Genomic DNA, 19987 nt, shown 5'->3' with positions numbered 1-19987 from the left:
CCATGAAGTTTTTAAAATATATACTCACCGGAATTTTGTTCGGTATTGTGATGGCAAAGTCCGAGGCCATTTCCTGGTTCAGGATACAGGAGATGTTCCGCTTCCAATCCTTCCATATGTTCGGGATCATTGGTACGGCCGTCACCCTGGGCGTGATCGCGGTTTACCTGATTAAGAAATTCCATTTAAAGGATCTTAGCGGCGAGGTGATCAAATTTCAGGATAAGGATATGGCCTGGAAGAAGTATCTGATCGGCGGGACAATTTTTGGTTTGGGCTGGGCGCTTACAGGTGCATGTCCAGGGCCTATTTTCGTCAACATTGGCTATGGTTATCTCGGAATGGTTATTGTAGCTTTCGGTGCTGTTACAGGTACTTACCTGTACGGACTGATTAAAAATAAATTACCACATTGATAAAGACCCATGAGAAAGATCCTAACTAGAACATTTGCCGCCTTCGCCCTCTTGATATCCACCGGACTGAGCAGCTGGGCGCAGGTAAGTCCTGCCCCAACTTTACAATTCAACCCCTGGACGAGTGCCCAGTTGATGCAACCTGCCCAGCTCGCCTCAATGATTAAAAAAGGTAAGAAAGTTCGTATCTATAATATTGGAGTAGTGGACGATATCCCCGGAGCAATCAACATGGGAGCGGCAAGTGAAAAAGAAAACCTTGCCAAGTTTAGCCAGGTCGTTAAAACCCTGCCTAAAAGTGAACTGATCGTTGTGTATTGCGGCTGCTGCCCATTTGATCGCTGTCCCAATATCCGGCCGGCATTTACCTTATTGAAAGCGCAAAAATTTTCAAAAGCAATGCTTTTGAATTTGCCGACCAACTTAAGGACCGACTGGGTGAGCAAGGGGTATCCGCTTAAGTCATCGACAAAATAAATATGAGCAAGTTACTGGCCGTAATCAATCACAAATGCCCCAGGTGTCGTCGGGGAGACATCTATGAAACTTCTATGTTCAGCTATAAGTATTCAAGGATGCACAGCCATTGTTCCAATTGCAACCTAAAATACGAGATCGAGCCAGGCTTTTTCTGGGCGGCAATGTATGTTAGCTATGTGCTGATCATCGCTGAACTCGTTACAGCTGGGTCATAGCCTTTATGGTATTTGACAGCAGCCAGCAGTGGAGTATAATCGGCTTGACAGTATCTCCGGTAATATTGCTTTTTACTTTCAATTTTAGGTACGCCAGGACATTACTGCTTCATTTCTTATCACCTATAAAATATGATCCGAATTACCGCAGGTCTTTTTAGCTGGTAAATGGCTGTGTGACCAAAGTCACCAACGATCAATCCTTGATGTAGTAAATTTGTTTGTAGTCAAAAATTTAAGCAATATGAAAAACAACATGGGCATCCTCGACCGGTCAATAAGAATAGTGATTGCCCTGGCAATCATCGTACTTTATTTTACACACGTTATTTCCGGCACAACGGCCATTATCCTACTGGTGATTTCCGGGATTTTTATCCTGACAAGTTTTATGAGCTTTTGTCCGCTCTATGTGTTATTAGGGATCAATACCTGTGGAGTAAAAAATAAAAAATAAAATATTTCAGAGATTATGAAGATAAAGCAGTTTGAAGACAAATTTTTATCCCATTATAGTTACGCAATTTTAAGTGAATGCGAAAGTAAGATGATCCTGATTGATCCGGCGCGTGATCCTAAGCCTTATTATGATTATGCCATTGAAAATAATGCGGAGATCATCGGCATAATAGAAACCCACCCGCATGCGGATTTTGTGAGCTCGCACCTTGAGATCCACAAACAGGCCAGTTCGCCCATCTATGCGAGCAAGCTGACCCGGCCAGATTACCCGTTCCTGTCGTTTGATGAGGGCGATGTACTGGAGATAGGAAAGATCAGGCTAAGGGCACTGAATACCCCGGGCCATTCGCCAGATAGTATCTGCATCGTGCTGGAACATGAGGGCATTGACAAGGCGCTGTTTTCTGGAGATACCCTGTTTATCGGGGACTGCGGCAGGCCTGACCTGCGTGAAAGCGGTGGCGATGTAAATGCTGAGCGGATGCACCTGGCATCCCAGATGTACCATTCGTTGCGGGATCAGCTGATGAAACTGTCCGATGATGTGGTGCTCTATCCAGCGCATGGGGCAGGAACGCTTTGCGGCAAGGCGCTTAGCGAGGCCAACAGCAGCACTATGGGTGAAGAAAAGAAGACCAACTGGTCATTGAAAGAGATGACCGAACAGGAATTTGTCAAAGAGCTGACTTCCAACCAGCCATTTATACCAGCCTATTTTCCTTATGATGTAGCGTTGAACAAAAAAGGTGCGGCTGATTTCCAGCCTTCGGTAGCTCAGGTAGCGATAAGCGAAGGCAATCCCGAAGAGCAGGAGAATATCTGGATCATTGACAGCAGGAAGGACACGGAGTTCAAAGCCGCTCACCAGCAGCATTCGGTCAATATCATGGAAGGTACCAAGTTTGAGACCTGGCTGGGGAGTATCATCAGCCCGGAAGAACCCTTTTACCTGAAGGCTAAGGATGAGGCGACACTAAAGGCATTGATTGCCCGTACTGCTTCCATCGGTTACGAGGGACAGATCAAGGGCGCATATTTTGCCGGAGGTGGCGAGCTCAAAATGGAAGCGCTGGATCTCCAGGACTTCCGAAATGATACCGGGAAATACACCATTGTCGATGTCAGAAATGAATCCGAGGTCAAGGAACACAAGATATTCAAGGACAGCATTCCCATTCCGCTTGGTGAGCTAAGAGACCGGATTGATGAGATCCCGAACGGTAAGCCCATCGCTGTACATTGCGCAGGTGGATACCGGAGTGCGGCAGCCAGTTCGATGATCGAGGCTGAAAAGAAAGGTAAAGTGCCGGTATTTGATATTGGTGAGGCGATCAAACAATTCAGTTGATCATCAAAAAGCGATGAAATTTTGACCGTTCCAACAAAACGGTCTTTTTATGGTTTATCAATACATTAGAATAAGTCCAACGCAAAAATGAAATATTTTAAAGCCCTTTTATTCAGCATTGCCCTGTTATGGGTGTCAAATCCCCTTTTCGCACAAACAGCTGCCCCCTTGGACAGCTTTCAGGGTGCAAAAGCAACTAAAAAGCATTATAAGGCATTGTATGTGCTCAATAGCGGCGAAGAAAAAAAGATTACTGGGATCATCAGGAACATCAACAATGCCCTGAATGATCCGCGCCTGAAAGGCAAGCTGGAAATTGAACTCATCGTATTCGGTGAAGGGGTGGCAGCTTATTACAAAACAGGCAATTACCAGGAGCCCCTAAAAGACCTTTCCCAGAAGGGTGTAATTCTCGCCCAGTGTGAAAATACGCTCAGGGAGCGAAAGATCGATAAGAAAGACCTGTTTGATTTTATCAGTTATGTGCCCAGTGGAAATGGGGAGATTATTATTAGGTCTGCACAGGGCTGGGTAATTGTTCATCCTTAATCAGCAACCTATGAAACTATCAATAGGTTATTTGAACGATGTACACGGATACCTCGAGCCACATCCGGAACTTTTTTTTGAGGGGGAAGAGAAACTGATCAGAACTGCAGGCGGATACGCCAGGATCATGACGCTGGTTAAACAGATGAAAGCCGAAAATCCGCATACGCTCGTCTTTGACGGTGGGGATACTTTTCATGGTACACTCCCATTGATCCAGAGCAAGGGTGAGGCCATAATGCCGCTGCTCAAAGCATTTGGATTCAGTGCGATGGTGGGGCATTGGGACTTTGCCTATGGAGCTGAACAATTGCTGAAACTTCAGGCCGGGATGGGCTATCCGGTTCTGGGCATCAACGTTTATAAAAAGGATGCTGGCCTACTGCTCGATCCATATATAATCATTGAAACAGGTGGACTAAAGATTGGGGTGATCGGGATTTGTTCAAACATTATTGACAAGACCATGCCCAAAGAATTCAGTGATGGGATTACTGTAACCGATGGGATGAAAGAACTTCCTGGTGCGATTCAGGCCGTGAAGAAAGAGGGTGCTGATCTGGTGTTTTTGTTGTCGCATAATGGCTATCCTCAGGATATCAAAATGCTCAGCGAAATTCCTGGTATCGATGTGTGCCTGAGCGCCCACACCCACAACAGGTTATTTGAACCAACGCCCGTCGGAGAATCTATCATCATCCAGTGCGGATGCCATGGTGCGTTTCTTGGAAAACTTGATCTTTTCATTGATAAAGGAAAGATCAGCGACTACAGCTATCAGCTGGTTCCGGTTACCGATGCCGTAGCAGAAGATTTGCAGACCAAAGCGATGATCGAGGAGATCATGAGACCTTATCAGCAGCTAAAGGAGGAATTTGTCGGTGAAACAACCTGTCTTTTAGACAGGTATGATACACTCGGTTCCTCTATGGATGACCTGTTACTTCGATCGGTCTGTGATGCCGCCAAAACCAGTCTGGCGTTTTCAAATGGCTGGAGGTATGGCAGTCCGATTTCACCGGGTAAACTGACCAAATGGGACCTCTATAATATGGTGCCAATGAACCCGCCGGTGTCTGTAGTGGAACTGACCGGATCGGAGATCATCAAAATGCTGGAAGAAAACCTGGAAAGGACATTTTCGGCAGACCCCATGCTCCAGATGGGCGGTTATGTGAAACGGGCTATCGGGATCAGTGTTTATTTAAGGATCGAGAATCCCAAGGGGCATCGTATACAACAGCTATTTATTGGAGAAGAACCAGTTGAAAAGGACAAGACCTATAAAGCGGCCTTTATCACCAGCCAGGGCGTGCCGGAAAATCTGGGACGTAACCGGGCAGACCTTGGTGTCGATGTGGTGGAAGCGATCACAGTATTTTTACAAAAGCATAATCCCTATGAGCCGCTGAAAGGAAGCTCTTATCAGCTCGTTTAAAATTAAAACCCTATCTTTGAATAAATGAATATCGTAAACCAATATCAGTCAGGCAGGAATAAGCTCAGCATTTACAAGCTGGCGGGTGTCATCGTATTGATTTTATTGGTTGCAATTTCATCCTGTGGGGTTAAGAAAGGTTTACAATATTTGTTTTCAAGCCAGCAGACTACATCCACTAATGCTACAAAATCCGGTAAATCGAATCTTTCCTTACAATCTGAAAGAGTTGCATGGAACCAGGTATGTAGTAAAATTCAGGATATCGTAGGTAGCACTGTTTCCGGGATGGATGCTCATAATTCCGCATCGTCAAATCTCGCCCTCTATTTTATCCTGCTGCCTGCCTTTCTGATTTCACTGCAGTTGGTGTACAAAGACCGGATCCACCTTTCGGTTCCTCGTGCTGTATTAAACTGGCGTCAGCTTCCACTGTTCATCCAGAACAGCATTTTCTTGATATAGAATTAATTGTAAAATACCGACCGTACCTTTTTTAGAAGGTACTTAGATACTATTGCAATTTTTTACTATCAAATTTTTGAGAGAATGAAGTATACCCTTCAAACGGTCTGTTTGATCATTATGGCATTTGCAAGTGCCGCGAAAGCTCAGCAGACAAATATATTGACCCTTGGCGAAGCGTTTACAGAGGCAGACCGAAGCTATCCCGGACTTAGTGAACGCAGGACTATCGTAGAGGAATTTCAGTTCCGAAAAAAAGAGGTTCAAAGCAGATCAATTCCCCAGATACAATTCCAGGCGCAACAGTCCTATGGAACCTACCAGGGCAGCGGTGGTGCATTCTTCCCGGTACCCGGAGTATTTAACGTAACAGGCAACAGCATTGGATCGGAAACTGCTGCACAAGCTACCGGAAATGCTTTTGGATCGGTACTTATGGATTGGAAATTCTTTGAATTCGGAAAACAAAGAAAGGCAATTGAATCCGCAGAATATCAGGTTCAAGGTGCCAAAAGTAGTTACGACGCATCCAGATTGTCTTTACAAATTAAGATTAGCAGGTTGTACTTAGAGACAACCTATAGTAAATCGAGCCTCCAATTGTCGGAAAAAAACGTCGACCGTCTCCATCAGGTACTTGAGCTCGCAAAAAGCCTATCATCCGCAGGATTAAAACCCGGTGCCGACACATCGATCGTTGCATCTGCATATGCTAAAGCTTTAGCCGCCCGTTACGAAAGCCTTGGAAGATACCAGGCAGGCAAAGCTAGTTTTAAAGAAGTGGTTCCATTGGAAAACTTGTCCTTTCCGGATCTTTCTTTGATGAATCCGGGTCTTTCTGATCTTAGTTTAGACACCATAAATTCTACACATCCCTACCTACAGGTCATTGATAAGCAACTTTCTTATGAAGGAGCACAACTACAGGTTACTGCGCGAAAAGCATTGCCGTCCCTATCGGTTTTAGGTGGACTCTCATCCAGGGGAAGTGGTATTGGGCAGAATGGTTTTGTTGATCGTGGGATCAATTCGGGCTATCAGAATATGGCGGGCAACTACCTGGTTGGCGTTGGGATTACCTGGAATATCGGTAACGCTTATACCAGTTCGCTGGAACGGCGGAGGGCCCAGAAAACTGTTCAGGGCGTACAGGCAAAGCTGGACCTTCAACGGCTCCAGATGAATACCGCCCTATCTGCTGTTGCTTCCAGGATAACCCAACAGCGAAAGTTGCTGATCCAGACCCAAACAGCTTTTACTAAAGCCTCAGATGCCTATGAACTTTATCTTGCACGGTATGAAGGTGGTCTGATCAATCTGACCGAGTTGCTTCAGATACAGGCGCTGCTCCAAGAAGCGGAACGTGAGAACCTTAAAGCTGTCCAAAACTATTGGAACCTTGTTATTTCGCAGGCAGAACTAAGCGGAGATTTTTCTTTATTACTTAACTATTTTAAATAAGCGCTATGAATATGATCAGGTTTGCTTTAAAAAAGCCACTCAGCATAATGGTAGCGGTCATTGCTATCGCTTACTTTTCCTTTACCGCCATTCGCAGCATCAACGTCGATATATTTCCCAAGGTGGAACTACCGGTGATTTATATAGCTATGCCTTATGGAGGGCTTACCCCAGCCTATATGGACGGTTTTATGGCCAATGAATTTCAAAAAGTACTTATTTTCGTCAGTGGTGTAAAGGACATCGATTTTAAAAGCGTTCAGGGCTTCACGCTGATGAAGCTTACCTTTTATCCCGGTACCGATATGGCCCAGGCATCCGCAGAAGTCTCCACACAAGTGTCCAGAGCAATGGGGTTTTTGCCGCCAGGTGCAGTACCTCCACAGGTGGTACGTTTTGATGGGAGTTCGTTGCCGATAGGTCAGCTCGTATTTGAAAGTCCAAAGCGCTCGATCACGGAACTACAGACCCTGGCGCTCACCAAGATCCGGCCCATGTTCGTCACTATTCCGGGAGTAACCGCTCCGGCACCATTTGGCGGTAATATCCGCACCATGGTGGTAAAAGTGAATCCTTCTTTGATGCAGTCCTATGGACTTTCTGCGCAAGAAGTTACGATGGCAATCGCCAAAAATAACTTTCCCTCGCCTGCTGGCAACATTAGAATAGGCGACCAAAATCTGATGAGTCCGTTAAACTCGGTTGCCAAAGATCCTGAGGAATTCCTAAACATTCCGGTCAAGCTGACCGAAGGAAATACGATATTTATTCGGGATATTGCCTCCGTGGAAGATGCTGCAGATGCTACCACAGGCTATGCGATCATCAATGGCAAGCGCTCTGTTTACCTTCCCGTGATCAAGAAGGCGGACGCGTCCACGCTAAAGGTGGTTGAAAATCTAAAGGCTGCGATCCCGAAACTCAAGGCCGCAATGCCTGAAGATGTAGACATCAAATATGTATTTGACCAGTCTGGCTACATTGAAAGATCTTTGGAAAACCTGGTCCACGAAGGCATACTTGGTGCGGTGCTGACGGGGATCATGGTTTTTCTCTTTCTGGGGGATGCCAGGGGTTCTTTAATTGTGGTGCTAACCATCCCAATTGCTATTCTTTCCGCTGTAATCATGCTGTATCTGTTTGGTCAAACGATCAACGTAATGACCCTTAGCGGTCTTGCCCTGGCCATCGGAATTCTTGTCGATGAGGCTACTGTTACCATTGAGAACATCCATCAGCATTTTGAAATGAAAAAGCCCAAACAGCGCGCAATCCTGGATGCCTTATTGGAAATCTCTATTCCAAAGATCCTGATCTTGTTTTGTATTCTGGCCGTATTGATTCCCTCTTTTATGATGAGTGGCATACCCAAGGATATGTTTATGCCGCTTTCGTTGGCAGTAGCTTTTGCGATGTTTGCCTCATTCATTGCCTCACAGACCTTCGTGCCGATACTGGCAAACTGGCTAATGAAACCAGAATTGCTGATCCATCACAAACCTAACAATCAGCCTAAGAAATTGACCAGGTTTGAAAAGTTCAAGCGTCGCTACCTAATCCTGACCAGATATGGACAAAACAGAATGGGCAGGATAATCCTGATCTATGTGCTCATTGTAGTAGTGCTTATTGGTGTAGGCGGGAGCTTCATAGGAACAGATATACTTCCAACCAGCAATAGCGGAGATATACAACTGCGAATTGTGGCGCCAGAAGGAAGTAGGCTTGAAAAATCCGAAGCTTACTTGAAAAAGGTAACGGAAATCGTTAAAGGAAAGCTACCGGCAAATGCCATAAAGATCACCTCTGCTTTTGTAGGGTTACAGCCCTCGGCAACGGCGATCAATCCTATCTTTTTGTTTACCAGTGGCACACATGAATCGGTATTGCAGATTTCTATTGATCAGGATGTGTTTACGGGTTCTATTGCTGAACTTAAGGAATCGATCCGAAAGGAAATTTTAGCACGCATTCCTGAAGTAAAGATAGATTTTGAGCCCATTGAGCTGGTTGAAAAGATTATGAGCCAGGGTGCCATGACTCCTATTCAGATTAAGGTAGCAGCCGGACAGTTGAAAGCGGCAGAAAAATATGCGAAAAAAATCGAGAAAGGAATGAGGACGATTCCCTCGCTCCGGGATATTCGCATCGCAGAACCGGTCAATTCACCAAGCCTCCAAATTAACGTGGACAGGGAACTCGCAGCACAATTTGGACTGACGATGGAAGATGTTGCACGAACGCTAACTATAGCCACCTCATCTACCAGGTTTACGAATAAAAATCTTTGGATTGATCCAAAATCCGGACTGGTCTTTCAGGTACAGGTCCAGATTCCAGAGGCAGACATGTATTCTCTAGATAAGCTGAGGTCGTTGCCATTAAAAGCAGGAGCCTCAAGACCTGTACTGGAGGATGTAGCCACCTTAACCATGGTAAAGCTGGCTGCACAGGTTAACAGACAGGGGCCAAACCGGTACGTGAGTGTACTGGCCAACACCTATAACTCAGACCTTGGAACGGCCTCGAAAGCGGTAAAAAAGGCAATTGCAGATGCCGGAGAACCGCCCCGCGGCACCATTGTATCTACAGAGGGCCTGATGCAGTTATTGGATGACACACTTTCAGGTCTGCAAACAGGACTCCTGATGGCTATAGTTGTCATATTTTTAATGTTGACTGCCTATTATCAATCTTTCGCAGTTTCAGGTTTGATATTGTCTGTTGTTCCGGCAGTTATAGGTGGAAGTCTGATCATGTTGATTTTCAGCGGCAGTACACTGAATCTTCAGAGTTATATGGGGATCATTATGTCTGTAGGAGTTTCTGTCTCTAATGCGGTTTTGATGGTGAACCAAGCCGAGGTCAACCGATTAAAGCATGGCCTGGGAGCAAGACAATCTGCGCTTTTAGCTGCCTCTTCAAGGTTAAGGCCGATCATTATGACAACACTTGCGATGATTGCGGGTATGGTGCCCATGTCTTTAGGGATGGGCGATGGCGGAGAACAGGTTGCTCCACTTGGTCAGGCGGTAATCGGTGGATTACTATTATCTACGCTAACCGTGCTGCTCATTTTGCCACACCTATATGCGCTAATTATGAAAAACAAAACCAGGATCAATCCGACACTTGATCCAGATGATCCTGAAAATGCTAATCCTGATAATTTAATCCAAACGAACCACTAAAGAGTTATGAGACATATAAATTTCAACAAATACATGAAGGTGTTATACTTCATCCCCTTCATTCTTCTTATAAATGCCTGTGGAAATGAGAAGCCGGTAGCCAAAGATTCCCAAAAAAAACAACTGCAGTCTGTACAAATCGTCAGACCTGTAGAAGATCAGGCCGTCTATTTACTGGAACTGCCTGGAGAATTAAAGGCTTTCGAGCAGGTTGTACTTTATCCCAAAGTCAAAGGCTTCGTCAAGCAGCTTTTTGTGGATAGGGGGTCAAATGTCCATCGTGGACAACTGCTTGCTTTGCTGGAAGCCCCGGAAATCACCCAGCAATATCTTTCCGCAAAGGCAGATGAAAATAAATTTTATCAGGACTATCAATACAGTCGCCAATCCTATGAAAGGCTTAAAAGAGCTGCTGCCAGATCTGGCGCTGTTGCAGAAATTGAACTTGATAGGGCTAGCAGCAAGTTTAGAAGCGATAGTGCTGCATACGCTTCGGTAAAAGCAAAAACAGGTGCTTCCGCACAACTCCAGCAGTATTTGAAAATCACTGCGCCCTTTGATGGCATTATAACTGACAGAAATGTTTCAGTTGGGGCCTTGGTCGGTGAGGGAACTCAAACATCCTTATTCTCCTTATCACAGACGAAAGACCTCAGGCTAACGGTCGCCATTCCTGAAAAACATGGCCCATCCCTTAGTAAAAATACAAAAGTTTCTTTTACTGTCGCTGGTCATCCGGGGAAAGTCTATCCATCGGTACTTTCCAGAAAAAGTGGAGTGCTTGATCAGCAATCAAGGTCTATTACTGCAGAATTTGATGTCAGCAATTCCAGGGGTGATTTATCCGGTGGTGATTACGCGCAGGTAAAACTGTCCTTGCAAAGACCAGTGCGCACATTATGGTTGCCCACAAGCAGTGTGGTCAATGCACAATCGGGTATTTTTGTAGTAAAAATCGATCAGAACAGGGTTTTCAGGGTACCGGTTACCTTGGGTATCCGGAATGGTGAACTGCAGGAGGTTTTTGGTGAGCTGTCCCAGGAAGACGAGATTGTAAAATCTGCCAGTGAAGAGTTAACAGAAGGAATGAAAATTGTAATTAAATAAAAGTCATGACAATATCAACAGAGAATAACAATCAGAATACCAGAGAGGTAAAAAAAAGGTGGTTCACGTTTTCAAACATCAGTACAGCTGTGCTGATGTTATTTTTACTTGCGATGTTTTTTAGCCCTGATCTAAAGGGTGCTGTAATTCAGGGGTTAATGAAAATAGGGCTCTTTCAACCTGATATTCCGGAGAAAGTGGCCACCAAAGATTCAAATGCTGCTGTGGCGGCCCAAATCCCGGAGGTCTCCTTTAGAGATGTTAAGGGTAAGACCATCAGCCTTTCAGAACTTAAAGGCAAAGTAGTCTTCATGAATTTTTGGGCTACTTGGTGTCCTCCATGTATTGCAGAGATGCCCTCGATTAATAAATTGCGGGCTAAGTATAAGAATAATGAGAAAGTAGTTTTTCTTTTGGTAGATGTGGATAGTAAAATTGATGCTTCAACTGCATTTATGAAGAAGCGAAAATTCGATTTGCCCGTGTATGTACCAGCTAGTGAGATTCCGCGGGAATATTTTTCCGGCTCTATGCCTACTACAGTCATTTTAGACAAATCTGGAGCTATTGCATTCCATCATTTGGGTGGTGCAGATTATGAAAACCCTGAAGTTTCTGCTTTTATAGACAAGCTCAGCAAATAGCTGTTTTAAACTTTCAACCGTTAGACTTGTTTAATGATCATGTCGGATAAAGCCGACATGATCAATTTAATAATATGGATGCTCCTGATAAACCGTTTCGAGGAAATGCTGGTGATCATTTGGCCAATGAAAGAACATTTCTGGCATGGATACGAACTAGCATAGGCATAATGGGCTTTGGTTTCGTAGTCGTGAAATTTTCACTTTTTGTAAGACAGGTCGGGTCCGCTTTAGGAACTTCATTATCTGTGCCTCGGACAGGTTATTCGCATATTATTGGGATTATGTTGGTTGCCTTGGGGGGAATTACAATTGGGTTGTCTTACTTGAGATATATTCAAACTAAGAAGCAAATTGATATTGGTGAATATTACCATTCCACTCTCTTTGCAAAGATTATCACCGGACTAATTGTTTTAGTCTCTGTTACCTTGATGGCTTACCTGATGAAGACATAGTAATTTTTTCTTGATTTTGAATGCTGTTTCGGAACAATAAGATAATTTACTGATGTAGCGAGGAAGTGCTCCAGCTTTTCTATGGGCGATTATTTATCATCTGGGGTGGTAGGAATAAACAAGGCTGACAACACGCCTGCGATAGTGGCATGAATGCCAGAATTGTGAACAAAGTACCAGAGTGCAATGCCGAGTATGAGGTATGCTGCCAGGCTTTTCACTTTCAAACTATTTAAGATGAAAAGGATTGCGGTTATAATTCCTGAGTATAACGGATATGTAGTCTGTAGTTCTCCAAGGTAGAATATGGCAATACCCGGATCGCTACTAGATCATCCACGATAGCGAGTGCTGCCAAAAATATCTTTAAAGAGGTAGGTACACGTTTGCTGAGCATTCCGATAATTGCAAGTGCAAAGGCGATATCAGCCGCCATGGGAATCCCCCATCCTCCAGCGGTAAGTTAGTCTTTGTTTAGCAATGCGTAGATTATTGCTAGAATGACCGCGTCACCGATTGCACAAAGAATGAGAAACAGTGCCTTCTTTGGCGTTGATAATTTTCCCTCAGCCATTTCCCTTTTTTTTCCAGCCCTACCATAAGAAAAAAGATAGTCAATAAACCATCATTAATCTATAGTTGAATTGGATAACGGAGGTGTAGTTTGTCTGACTCGAAACCAAGATGCGTATCCAGCAATCCTTGAAATGAAGAAGCGAGAGTTGTATTGCGATAATAAGTAAAAGTATAACAGAACCAAAAATCAAGATGCCAGAAGCGGAGCTGGACTTAAAGAACTGTTGAATATATTAAGATTTATACGCTACATATGTAATGGTTTTTTCGGCAATAATGGCGAATATAACGCTCACGCTTCGTTTGGATTTTTTTTATTTGTCAGTTGCCACTATGTACTTCGGATCTTCCATGATGTTTACATCAATGACAGACCCTGCGTTATGAAGCAAGGTGCGGCAATCTTCGCTCAGGTGACGCAGATGCAATTTTTTACCTGCTTTCTGATACCTCTCAGTGAGTTTGTTTAATGCTTCAATTGCACTCATGTCAGCGACTCTGCTTTCTTTGAAATCTACAATAACTTCCTCAGGATCATGGTTTACATCAAACTTTTCATTGAAAGCAGTAACCGAACCGAAAAACAACGGTCCAAATATCTCGTAGTGTTTGATCCCACTCTCATCATTATATTTTCTTGCACGTATTCTTTTTGCACTTTCCCAGGCAAAAACTAATGCTGAAATGATTACCCCAATAAGAACCGCCAGGGCCAAATTATGTAACCAGACGGTAACTACTGCAACTAGAATACCTACAGCAATATCATGACGGGGCATTTTGTTGACAATTCGCAAACTGATCCACTCAAATGTACCGATTGCGACCATGATCATTACACCTGTTAAAGCTGCCATCGGTACCAGCTCTATAACAGGAGCGCCAAAAAGGATGATCAAAAGTATGGTTATAGCAGCGACAATACCGGAAAGCCTTGCTCTGGAGCCTGCGGCCAGATTGACGAAAGATTGGGCGATCATGGCACAGCCCCCCATTCCGGTAAAGAAACCATTCACAACATTCGCTGTACCCTGTGCTACCGCCTCTTTGTTTCCACGGCCTTTAGTTCCTGTTATTTCATCAACCACATTGAGGGTAAGCAGGCTTTCAATTAAACCTACTCCTGCCATTACCAGTGCGTATGGGAAGATAATCTTTAGCATATCAAAGTTAAATGGCACTTCAGGAATGTGAAATGGCGGGAAACCACCGCCGATAGAAGCAATATCTTTTACAGTTTTGGTGTCAATGCCAAAGCCTAACACAATTAAAAAGACAACAATAATGGCGACCAATGAAGCTGGAACGGCTTTGGTCAATTTAGGAAAGACCACTACAATTGCGATGGTGAGCATTACAAGTCCAAGCATGATCCATAGTGCTGATCCTGAGAGCCAGGTCGTGCCGCTGGCTGTAACGACTTTAAACTGCTCAATCTGAGCCATAAAGATGATAACTGCCAAGCCGTTGACAAATCCATACATCACTGGTTGTGGTACGAGCCGTATAAACTTACCTAGGCGAAATATTCCTACTAGCAACTGTATGACACCTGCAAGTACAACAGCGGCAAAGACATATTCTACTCCATGTGATTGCATGAGCGCAATCAGCACAACTACTGTTGCACCCGCCCCGCCGGACACCATGCCCGGACGACCGCCAAGGATAGCGGTGATTAATCCCATCAAGAAAGCAGCGTAAAGACCGGTTAAAGGGGAGAATCCTGCTAAAATTGCGAAGGATAACGATTCAGGAATCATGGTCATAGCCACAGTTAAGCCAGCCAAAACTTCAGTTTTATAGTCGACCTTTTGAGAAAAGTCAAATAGATTTATACGTGAAAACATAAAAAATGTAATGAAAAAATTAAAAATATAGGACATTAAACCACTAAGAATTTAGCGGCAAAGAGAATAACATACTGATCTAAATCAGTGGTATGTCACAGGGTTAAATGAAACTTTAGCTTTTTTTCTCATTTCGATTGCGGCAAAGATAAAAAAATGACCAGCAAAAAAGCACTAAAACCAATTTGAAAACATAATCCCCATTTTACGATTGGAATATTTGGAAATTTGAATACGATATCGTAATATTGCGATATAAAATTATGGGACTTACAAAATCAGAAATATTCACCGACGAGCAGAACCAGCTTTCCACCTTGCTGAAAGCCATTGCACATCCTGCCCGTATCGCCATCCTGCAAAGAATCATCATTTCCAATACCTGTATTTGCGGGGATCTGGTAGGAGAATTGGGCTTGGCGCAAGCAACGATATCTCAGCACCTTAAGGAACTGAAAACTGCCGGGATCATTCAGGGAACGATCGAAGGCGTAAGTGTCTGCTATTGTATCAACCCTAAGACCTGGAAATTACTGGAAGATCAGCTTGGTGCTTTTCTAGGCTCTTACAAAGGAGAGCTTAGCTGCTGCTAACCTTTTTTTAGTTATATCAATCGTTAAATTGCAATAATACTTTAAATATATCATTATGAGACTATCAGAAATAAAAGAAATCCTGGCTACGGCCGAAAGCGTAAATTTTAAACTGGAAAATGGCAATGCTGTACCTGAGCATTTTCATGTAACAGAGGTGGGCATCATCACAAAGGATTTTATAGACTGCGGCGGAACGGTTCGCCATGAAAAAGTGGCCAATTTCCAGTTGTGGGATGCCAACGATTATGAGCACCGCTTAAAAGCTGGAAAACTCCTCAATATCATTTCTCTCTCAGAAAAAGTGCTGGGAATGGAAGATTCGGAGATTGAAGTAGAGTACCAGGCGGAAACCATTGGTAAATATGACTTAGGATATGATGGAGAGAACTTCATTTTGATCGCAAAAACGACGGCTTGTTTGGCGATGGATAAATGTGGTGTTCCACAAGAGAAACAAAAGGTTGAAATGGTAAATCTGGTTAATGGTTCAAGCTGTACTCCAGGCGGAGGCTGTTGCTAATATGATGAGTAAGGAAACTAAGAAAATCTTGGTGCTTTGCACGGGAAACAGTTGCAGAAGCCAACTTGCAGAAGGTTATTTAAGGCATTTTGCCGGAGACCAGGCTGAAATCTATAGTGCCGGAATTGAAACACATGGTGTTAATCCAAAAGCCATACAGGTTATGGCGGAAGACCATATTGACATTTCCCACCATACCTCTAACAATGTGGATGAATATGCAGGAATACATTTTGATTCGGTGATCACCGTTTGCGATAATGCCAATGAAGCCTGCCCGTTCTATACAGGGAAAGTAGACCGCTTTCACCAGAATTTCCCTGATCCTGCAAAAGCTACTGGCACACCAGAGCAGGTAATGGATGAGTTTAGAAGAGTGCGCGAGCTGATCAAAGCCTTTTCAGCAGATTTTGTAAGTCAATATATAAACAAATAAACAATGAGTGCAAACAATTGTGCCCCCGTAGCAGAGCGAAAAAAACTGGGCTTTCTTGACCGTTACCTAACCCTATGGATTTTTATAGCCATGGCCATCGGTGTTGGTGTTGGCTACTTTATCCCGTCATCCTCCGGCTTTATCAATTCCTTTTCAAGCGGCACGACCAACATACCCTTGGCCATCGGCTTGATCCTGATGATGTACCCGCCACTTGCTAAAGTGAAATATGAAAAGATGGGTGAAGTATTTAAGGACACCAAGGTATTGAGCGTTTCCCTGGTATTGAACTGGGTGATTGGCCCGCTGTTAATGTTTTTCCTTGCAATCACATTTCTAAGGGACTATCCTGAATATATGGTTGGTCTGATTCTCATCGGCCTTGCACGCTGTATTGCAATGGTGGTGGTATGGAACGAGCTGGCTGAAGGAAACCGGGAATATGCAGCTGGCCTGATCGCCTTGAACAGTATCTTTCAGGTGTTGCTATACAGCGTATTTGCTTACGTTTTTATTACCGTGCTTCCACCTTACTTCGGACTGAAAAGTCTTGAAGTAAACATCACTATTGGCGAGATCGCTAAATCGGTAGGCATCTATCTAGGATTGCCTTTTGCAATGGGTATCATCAGCAGGTATGCACTGATTAAACTGAAAGGCGAAGACTGGTTCCAGCACAGGTTCGTACCGCTGATATCACCGATCACTTTAGTTGCTTTGCTCTTTACCATTGTTGTTATGTTCAGCTTGAAAGGTAACCTGATCTTACAGATTCCAATGGATGTTGTGCGGATTGCCATACCGCTGGTCATCTATTTCTCGATTATGTTTGTGATCAGCTTTTTTGCGGGCAAGTACTTCGGGGCAGATTATTCCAGAAGTACTTCCATTGCCTTTACCGCTACTGGAAACAATTTTGAACTGGCCATTGCAGTTGCCATCGGTGTATTCGGGATTAATTCGGGACAGGCTTTTGCAGGTGTAATAGGCCCTTTGGTTGAAGTTCCTGCACTGATCGCCCTGGTGAACTTAGCCTTCTGGTTCCGGAAAAAATACTACAATACCGCGGAAATTACCAATTAATAAACCAACAAAACATACCATACTTTACTTTATGAAAATTGCTTTATTCTCTGATATCCATGCCAATCTTCCGGCACTGGAGGCATTCTTTAAAGACGTTGAAACAAGAAATACGGATGCTATATATTGCCTTGGCGACCTAGTAGGCTATAACATTTGGCCTAATGAGGTGATAGATGAGATCCGAAAACGAGGTATCCCAACCATTGCGGGAAACTACGATTGGGGCATTGGCCGTTCAAGTGATGACTGCGGGTGCGCCTATAAAACCGACGAAGAGAAAGCAATGGGCAAAGTTTCTATATCCTACACCAATGAAGTGGTAAAAGATGAACAGCGTGCTTACCTAAGAACCCTGCCAGCTCACATCAGGCTGGAATACCAGCTGAACCATGACAAACGAAATATCCTTTTTGTGCATGGCAGCCCAAGAAAGGTGAACGAATACCTTTTTGAAGACCGTGATGAAAAAAGCATGCTGAGGATTATGGAACAGGCCGATGCCGATATCATGTGCTTTGGACATACCCACCAGCCTTATCACCGCATTTTAAATTCAGGTACCGACGGAAATGATCATTTCAGACATGCTATAAATATCGGTTCTGTCGGTAAACCAAAGGACAAAGACCCACGGGGTGGGTATGTGATCCTAACCATTAACCCTGACAGCACGATTATTGATAAGGACAGCATCAAAGTTGAATTTATTCGCTTTGAATACGATATAGAAAAAGCGGTAAAAGCGGTTGAGGACAGCCCACTGCCTAATGAATATGCAGACATGTTACGTCACGGATAAGCTATGAGGATCGCACTTTTTTCAGACATACACGCCAACTTGCCCGCTTTTGAAGCTATGCTGAAGGATATGGATAGCCAAAAACCGGATGCAGTTTATTGCCTCGGGGATTTGGTGGGTTACCATATTTACCCAAATGAAGTCATCGATGAAATCCGAAAACGTGGTATTGCAACCCTTAAAGGCAACCATGATGAAAAGGTAGAAAACATCACCACAATACCTGAGAGTTTACCTGAACCGGGCAAAAAATATGCTTATCATCTGATCCGTGAGGATAACAGGAAATACTTAAGAACTCTTCCGGCACACATTAGATTGGAGTATAAAATTAACGGTGAAAAACTGAATCTTGTATTTGCTCATGGCAGTACCAGAAGTATCGACGAGTATGTACTTGTTGATACAGATGAAAGTTATGTTTTAGAACTATTAAAAGAAGCTGATGCAGATCTTCTTTTTGTTGGCCACTCCCATAAATCGTATCATAGGATTTTAAAAGCATCGAATGGCGAATTCAAACATGTGGTCAACTTGGGTTCAGTCGGAAAGCCTAAAGATGGAGATCCAAGGGGCTGCTATGTTATGTTAACTGTACATGAAAATAGTTCAACGTCGATTGCTGATGGGGTAACAGTCGATTTCATTAGAGTGAAATATGACGTGGAGGCCTCGGCTGCTGCAATTGAAAACAGTCTACTTCCAAAAGAATTTGCAGACGCATTGCGCCTTGCCAAATAAAGCCAACAAAAGCAATGCTGTTCAGGAATTTCGGGGCATGTAGATGATAATGCATGCCCCGATTAGTGCTATTGTAGCTCCAATAATATCCCATTTATCCGGTTTAAATCCATCAACTTTCCAAGCCCACAGTAAAGCTAGAACAATAAATACCCCTCCATAAGTCGCATACACCCTGCCAAAGTTTGCCGTCTGCCAGGTGGCCACAATGCCGTAGGCGATTAGGATTATTGCTCCAATAATACCGTACCATAGTGGCTTACCTTCTTTGAGCCAAAGCCAGATCAAGTAGCCACCGCCAATTTCACAAAGGCCAGCCAAAATAAATATTGATAATGATTTTATAATCTCCATGGGTCAAATATATTCATTAGGTACAGGTCGGGGAACAAAAAAAATCGACGATTTCAGCCGTTGATTTTTTTAGAGCTGGGTTAGCTTACTTACACAGGAGTAAAACTTGACATGCGTTGTTCATTTTACGCAGAATCCATTAAACCTGAAAAAACCGTAACAAATACGTAACGGAGCAAAATTTCGTGGTTTCAAAAAATTGATTATATTTGCCTCTGTAAGTCAGAAACGAAGATTTTTGTCCCATATAGGACGGTCAGACTAGAAGACTCATAATCTTTTGGTCCCTGGTTCGAGCCCAGGTGGGCGCACAAAATACTAGTTCACGCTAGTCCGAAACCCTGTAAATAGTCTGATTTACAGGGTTTTCTACTTTTATTAGTTCATATTAAAACTTCAGAGTTTCTGTATAAACCCTAAAAATCTGCTACATTGCAAAGCAATACATCTCAATTAAAGGCAAATTCAAGACTTAATCAAAAAAGCGTCTCTCGCCTTCAACGCAAGAGACATTGATACCGCCCTTTCAACCATGCATACAGATATTCAATGGCCAAAAGCATTCGAAGCGGGTTATGTAAATGGGCAGTAACCTGCAAAGCCGATGTAATAACAGTCAATGTTCCTTTGACTTTAATGTGTCTCGCAAAGTTTAAGACTGTAGTTTCTGATGCTATAACCACCGAATCATTCTCCTCAATCATACTTTTTTAATAATTCTTTCATATTATTGTTAAAGGAAACCTCAATTGAAAAAATAATTCAAATACATTTAATTCATTTCAAATATTGAAT

The 19987-nt window shown here is 43.5% G+C and carries 21 protein-coding genes and 1 pseudogene; 18 read left to right on the top strand and 4 right to left on the bottom strand.

What is annotated here, in order from left to right:
- Nucleotides 1–2: 2 nt before the first annotated feature.
- From C8N28_RS11070 to C8N28_RS11015, 12 genes are all read left to right on the top strand, one after another.
- A complete protein-coding gene (locus C8N28_RS11070; RefSeq protein WP_132224781.1) occupies nt 3–416 on the top strand; it encodes a DUF6691 family protein in 414 nt (137 codons plus the stop codon).
- A gap of 9 nt (nt 417–425) precedes the next feature.
- The gene (locus C8N28_RS11065) at nt 426–893 is read left to right on the top strand and encodes a rhodanese-like domain-containing protein (RefSeq protein ID WP_221410220.1); all 468 of its coding nucleotides are present in this window, start codon (nt 426–428) and stop codon (nt 891–893) included.
- 462 nt (nt 894–1355) lie between these two features.
- Nucleotides 1356–1568: a YgaP family membrane protein gene (locus C8N28_RS11060; protein WP_132224779.1), complete on the top strand. Its 213-nt coding sequence runs from the start codon at nt 1356–1358 to the stop codon at nt 1566–1568.
- Nucleotides 1569–1583: 15 nt separating this feature from the next.
- Entirely contained in the window at nt 1584–2921 is a 1338-nt protein-coding gene (locus tag C8N28_RS11055) for an MBL fold metallo-hydrolase (RefSeq protein WP_132224777.1), read from the top strand.
- Between the two features lie 87 nt (nt 2922–3008).
- Nucleotides 3009–3470 (top strand): DsrE family protein, encoded by a 462-nt coding sequence (locus tag C8N28_RS11050; protein ID WP_132224775.1) that lies wholly within the window; start codon nt 3009–3011, stop codon nt 3468–3470.
- A gap of 10 nt (nt 3471–3480) precedes the next feature.
- Entirely contained in the window at nt 3481–4908 is a 1428-nt protein-coding gene (locus tag C8N28_RS11045) for a bifunctional metallophosphatase/5'-nucleotidase (RefSeq protein WP_132224773.1), read from the top strand.
- A gap of 24 nt (nt 4909–4932) precedes the next feature.
- Complete coding sequence (locus C8N28_RS11040; protein ID WP_132224771.1) at nt 4933–5373, top strand: hypothetical protein; 441 nt, start codon at nt 4933–4935, stop codon at nt 5371–5373.
- A gap of 84 nt (nt 5374–5457) precedes the next feature.
- The gene (locus C8N28_RS11035) at nt 5458–6834 is read left to right on the top strand and encodes a TolC family protein (protein ID WP_132224769.1); all 1377 of its coding nucleotides are present in this window, start codon (nt 5458–5460) and stop codon (nt 6832–6834) included.
- A 5-nt stretch (nt 6835–6839) separates the two neighbouring features.
- The gene (locus tag C8N28_RS11030) at nt 6840–10025 is read left to right on the top strand and encodes an efflux RND transporter permease subunit (protein ID WP_132224767.1); all 3186 of its coding nucleotides are present in this window, start codon (nt 6840–6842) and stop codon (nt 10023–10025) included.
- A gap of 6 nt (nt 10026–10031) precedes the next feature.
- A complete protein-coding gene (locus C8N28_RS11025; RefSeq protein WP_132224765.1) occupies nt 10032–11132 on the top strand; it encodes an efflux RND transporter periplasmic adaptor subunit in 1101 nt (366 codons plus the stop codon).
- Between the two features lie 5 nt (nt 11133–11137).
- On the top strand, nt 11138–11776 hold the full coding sequence (locus C8N28_RS11020; protein ID WP_132224763.1) for a TlpA family protein disulfide reductase: 639 nt from the start codon (nt 11138–11140) through the stop codon (nt 11774–11776).
- Nucleotides 11777–11850: 74 nt separating this feature from the next.
- Nucleotides 11851–12234, top strand: a complete 384-nt coding sequence (locus C8N28_RS11015; protein ID WP_132224761.1) for a YidH family protein — start codon at nt 11851–11853, stop codon at nt 12232–12234.
- Between the two features lie 89 nt (nt 12235–12323).
- On the opposite strand, the pseudogene C8N28_RS13975 reads toward C8N28_RS11015, so the two are convergent.
- Nucleotides 12324–12808 (bottom strand): annotated as a pseudogene (locus C8N28_RS13975) (Na+/H+ antiporter NhaA).
- Nucleotides 12809–13124: 316 nt separating this feature from the next.
- The gene (locus tag C8N28_RS10995) at nt 13125–14660 is read right to left on the bottom strand and encodes a SulP family inorganic anion transporter (RefSeq protein ID WP_132225002.1); all 1536 of its coding nucleotides are present in this window, start codon (nt 14658–14660) and stop codon (nt 13125–13127) included.
- 263 nt (nt 14661–14923) lie between these two features.
- Here C8N28_RS10995 and C8N28_RS10990 point away from each other — a divergent pair, with 263 nt between their 5' ends.
- The 6 genes from C8N28_RS10990 to C8N28_RS10965 are packed head-to-tail and all read left to right on the top strand — an operon-like array spanning nt 14924 to nt 18838.
- Nucleotides 14924–15253: an ArsR/SmtB family transcription factor gene (locus tag C8N28_RS10990; RefSeq protein ID WP_132224755.1), complete on the top strand. Its 330-nt coding sequence runs from the start codon at nt 14924–14926 to the stop codon at nt 15251–15253.
- Nucleotides 15254–15308: 55 nt separating this feature from the next.
- Nucleotides 15309–15776 carry a DUF6428 family protein gene (locus C8N28_RS10985; protein WP_132224753.1) on the top strand — a complete coding sequence of 156 codons (468 nt, stop codon included), beginning with the start codon at nt 15309–15311 and terminating at the stop codon, nt 15774–15776.
- A complete protein-coding gene (locus C8N28_RS10980) occupies nt 15739–16212 on the top strand; it encodes an arsenate reductase ArsC (protein WP_246012802.1) in 474 nt (157 codons plus the stop codon). The genes C8N28_RS10985 and C8N28_RS10980 overlap by 38 nt, the downstream gene beginning before the upstream one ends.
- 3 nt (nt 16213–16215) lie before the next feature.
- Nucleotides 16216–17295 carry an ACR3 family arsenite efflux transporter gene (arsB, locus tag C8N28_RS10975; RefSeq protein WP_132224746.1) on the top strand — a complete coding sequence of 360 codons (1080 nt, stop codon included), beginning with the start codon at nt 16216–16218 and terminating at the stop codon, nt 17293–17295.
- Between the two features lie 31 nt (nt 17296–17326).
- Nucleotides 17327–18097, top strand: a complete 771-nt coding sequence (locus tag C8N28_RS10970; RefSeq protein ID WP_132224744.1) for a metallophosphoesterase family protein — start codon at nt 17327–17329, stop codon at nt 18095–18097.
- Nucleotides 18098–18100: 3 nt separating this feature from the next.
- Nucleotides 18101–18838, top strand: a complete 738-nt coding sequence (locus C8N28_RS10965) for a metallophosphoesterase family protein (RefSeq protein ID WP_132224742.1) — start codon at nt 18101–18103, stop codon at nt 18836–18838.
- 21 nt (nt 18839–18859) lie between these two features.
- On the opposite strand, the gene C8N28_RS10960 is transcribed toward C8N28_RS10965, so the two are convergent.
- Together C8N28_RS10960 and C8N28_RS13830 are read right to left on the bottom strand one after the other, a co-directional pair.
- Nucleotides 18860–19192 carry a YnfA family protein gene (locus C8N28_RS10960; RefSeq protein ID WP_132224740.1) on the bottom strand — a complete coding sequence of 111 codons (333 nt, stop codon included), beginning with the start codon at nt 19190–19192 and terminating at the stop codon, nt 18860–18862.
- Nucleotides 19193–19689: 497 nt separating this feature from the next.
- Nucleotides 19690–19896 carry a hypothetical protein gene (locus tag C8N28_RS13830; protein WP_185140140.1) on the bottom strand — a complete coding sequence of 69 codons (207 nt, stop codon included), beginning with the start codon at nt 19894–19896 and terminating at the stop codon, nt 19690–19692.
- Nucleotides 19897–19987 lie beyond the last annotated feature (91 nt).

This window comes from Albibacterium bauzanense (assembly GCF_004339765.1).
Taxonomy (GTDB): Bacteria; Bacteroidota; Bacteroidia; order Sphingobacteriales; family Sphingobacteriaceae; genus Albibacterium; species Albibacterium bauzanense.
The sequence above is the reverse complement of the archived record's forward strand: the minus strand, read 5'-3'. Positions and strand labels throughout refer to the sequence as shown.

Coding starts and splice junctions, on each gene's coding strand:
- C8N28_RS11070 (WP_132224781.1), top strand. CDS start 3: ATGAAGTTTTTAAAATATATACTCACCGGAATTTTGTTCGGTATTGTG.
- C8N28_RS11065 (WP_221410220.1), top strand. CDS start 426: ATGAGAAAGATCCTAACTAGAACATTTGCCGCCTTCGCCCTCTTGATA.
- C8N28_RS11060 (WP_132224779.1), top strand. CDS start 1,356: ATGAAAAACAACATGGGCATCCTCGACCGGTCAATAAGAATAGTGATT.
- C8N28_RS11055 (WP_132224777.1), top strand. CDS start 1,584: ATGAAGATAAAGCAGTTTGAAGACAAATTTTTATCCCATTATAGTTAC.
- C8N28_RS11050 (WP_132224775.1), top strand. CDS start 3,009: ATGAAATATTTTAAAGCCCTTTTATTCAGCATTGCCCTGTTATGGGTG.
- C8N28_RS11045 (WP_132224773.1), top strand. CDS start 3,481: ATGAAACTATCAATAGGTTATTTGAACGATGTACACGGATACCTCGAG.
- C8N28_RS11040 (WP_132224771.1), top strand. CDS start 4,933: ATGAATATCGTAAACCAATATCAGTCAGGCAGGAATAAGCTCAGCATT.
- C8N28_RS11035 (WP_132224769.1), top strand. CDS start 5,458: ATGAAGTATACCCTTCAAACGGTCTGTTTGATCATTATGGCATTTGCA.
- C8N28_RS11030 (WP_132224767.1), top strand. CDS start 6,840: ATGAATATGATCAGGTTTGCTTTAAAAAAGCCACTCAGCATAATGGTA.
- C8N28_RS11025 (WP_132224765.1), top strand. CDS start 10,032: ATGAGACATATAAATTTCAACAAATACATGAAGGTGTTATACTTCATC.
- C8N28_RS11020 (WP_132224763.1), top strand. CDS start 11,138: ATGACAATATCAACAGAGAATAACAATCAGAATACCAGAGAGGTAAAA.
- C8N28_RS11015 (WP_132224761.1), top strand. CDS start 11,851: ATGGATGCTCCTGATAAACCGTTTCGAGGAAATGCTGGTGATCATTTG.
- C8N28_RS10995 (WP_132225002.1), bottom strand. CDS start 14,660: ATGTTTTCACGTATAAATCTATTTGACTTTTCTCAAAAGGTCGACTAT.
- C8N28_RS10990 (WP_132224755.1), top strand. CDS start 14,924: ATGGGACTTACAAAATCAGAAATATTCACCGACGAGCAGAACCAGCTT.
- C8N28_RS10985 (WP_132224753.1), top strand. CDS start 15,309: ATGAGACTATCAGAAATAAAAGAAATCCTGGCTACGGCCGAAAGCGTA.
- C8N28_RS10980 (WP_246012802.1), top strand. CDS start 15,739: ATGGTTCAAGCTGTACTCCAGGCGGAGGCTGTTGCTAATATGATGAGT.
- arsB (WP_132224746.1), top strand. CDS start 16,216: ATGAGTGCAAACAATTGTGCCCCCGTAGCAGAGCGAAAAAAACTGGGC.
- C8N28_RS10970 (WP_132224744.1), top strand. CDS start 17,327: ATGAAAATTGCTTTATTCTCTGATATCCATGCCAATCTTCCGGCACTG.
- C8N28_RS10965 (WP_132224742.1), top strand. CDS start 18,101: ATGAGGATCGCACTTTTTTCAGACATACACGCCAACTTGCCCGCTTTT.
- C8N28_RS10960 (WP_132224740.1), bottom strand. CDS start 19,192: ATGGAGATTATAAAATCATTATCAATATTTATTTTGGCTGGCCTTTGT.
- C8N28_RS13830 (WP_185140140.1), bottom strand. CDS start 19,896: ATGATTGAGGAGAATGATTCGGTGGTTATAGCATCAGAAACTACAGTC.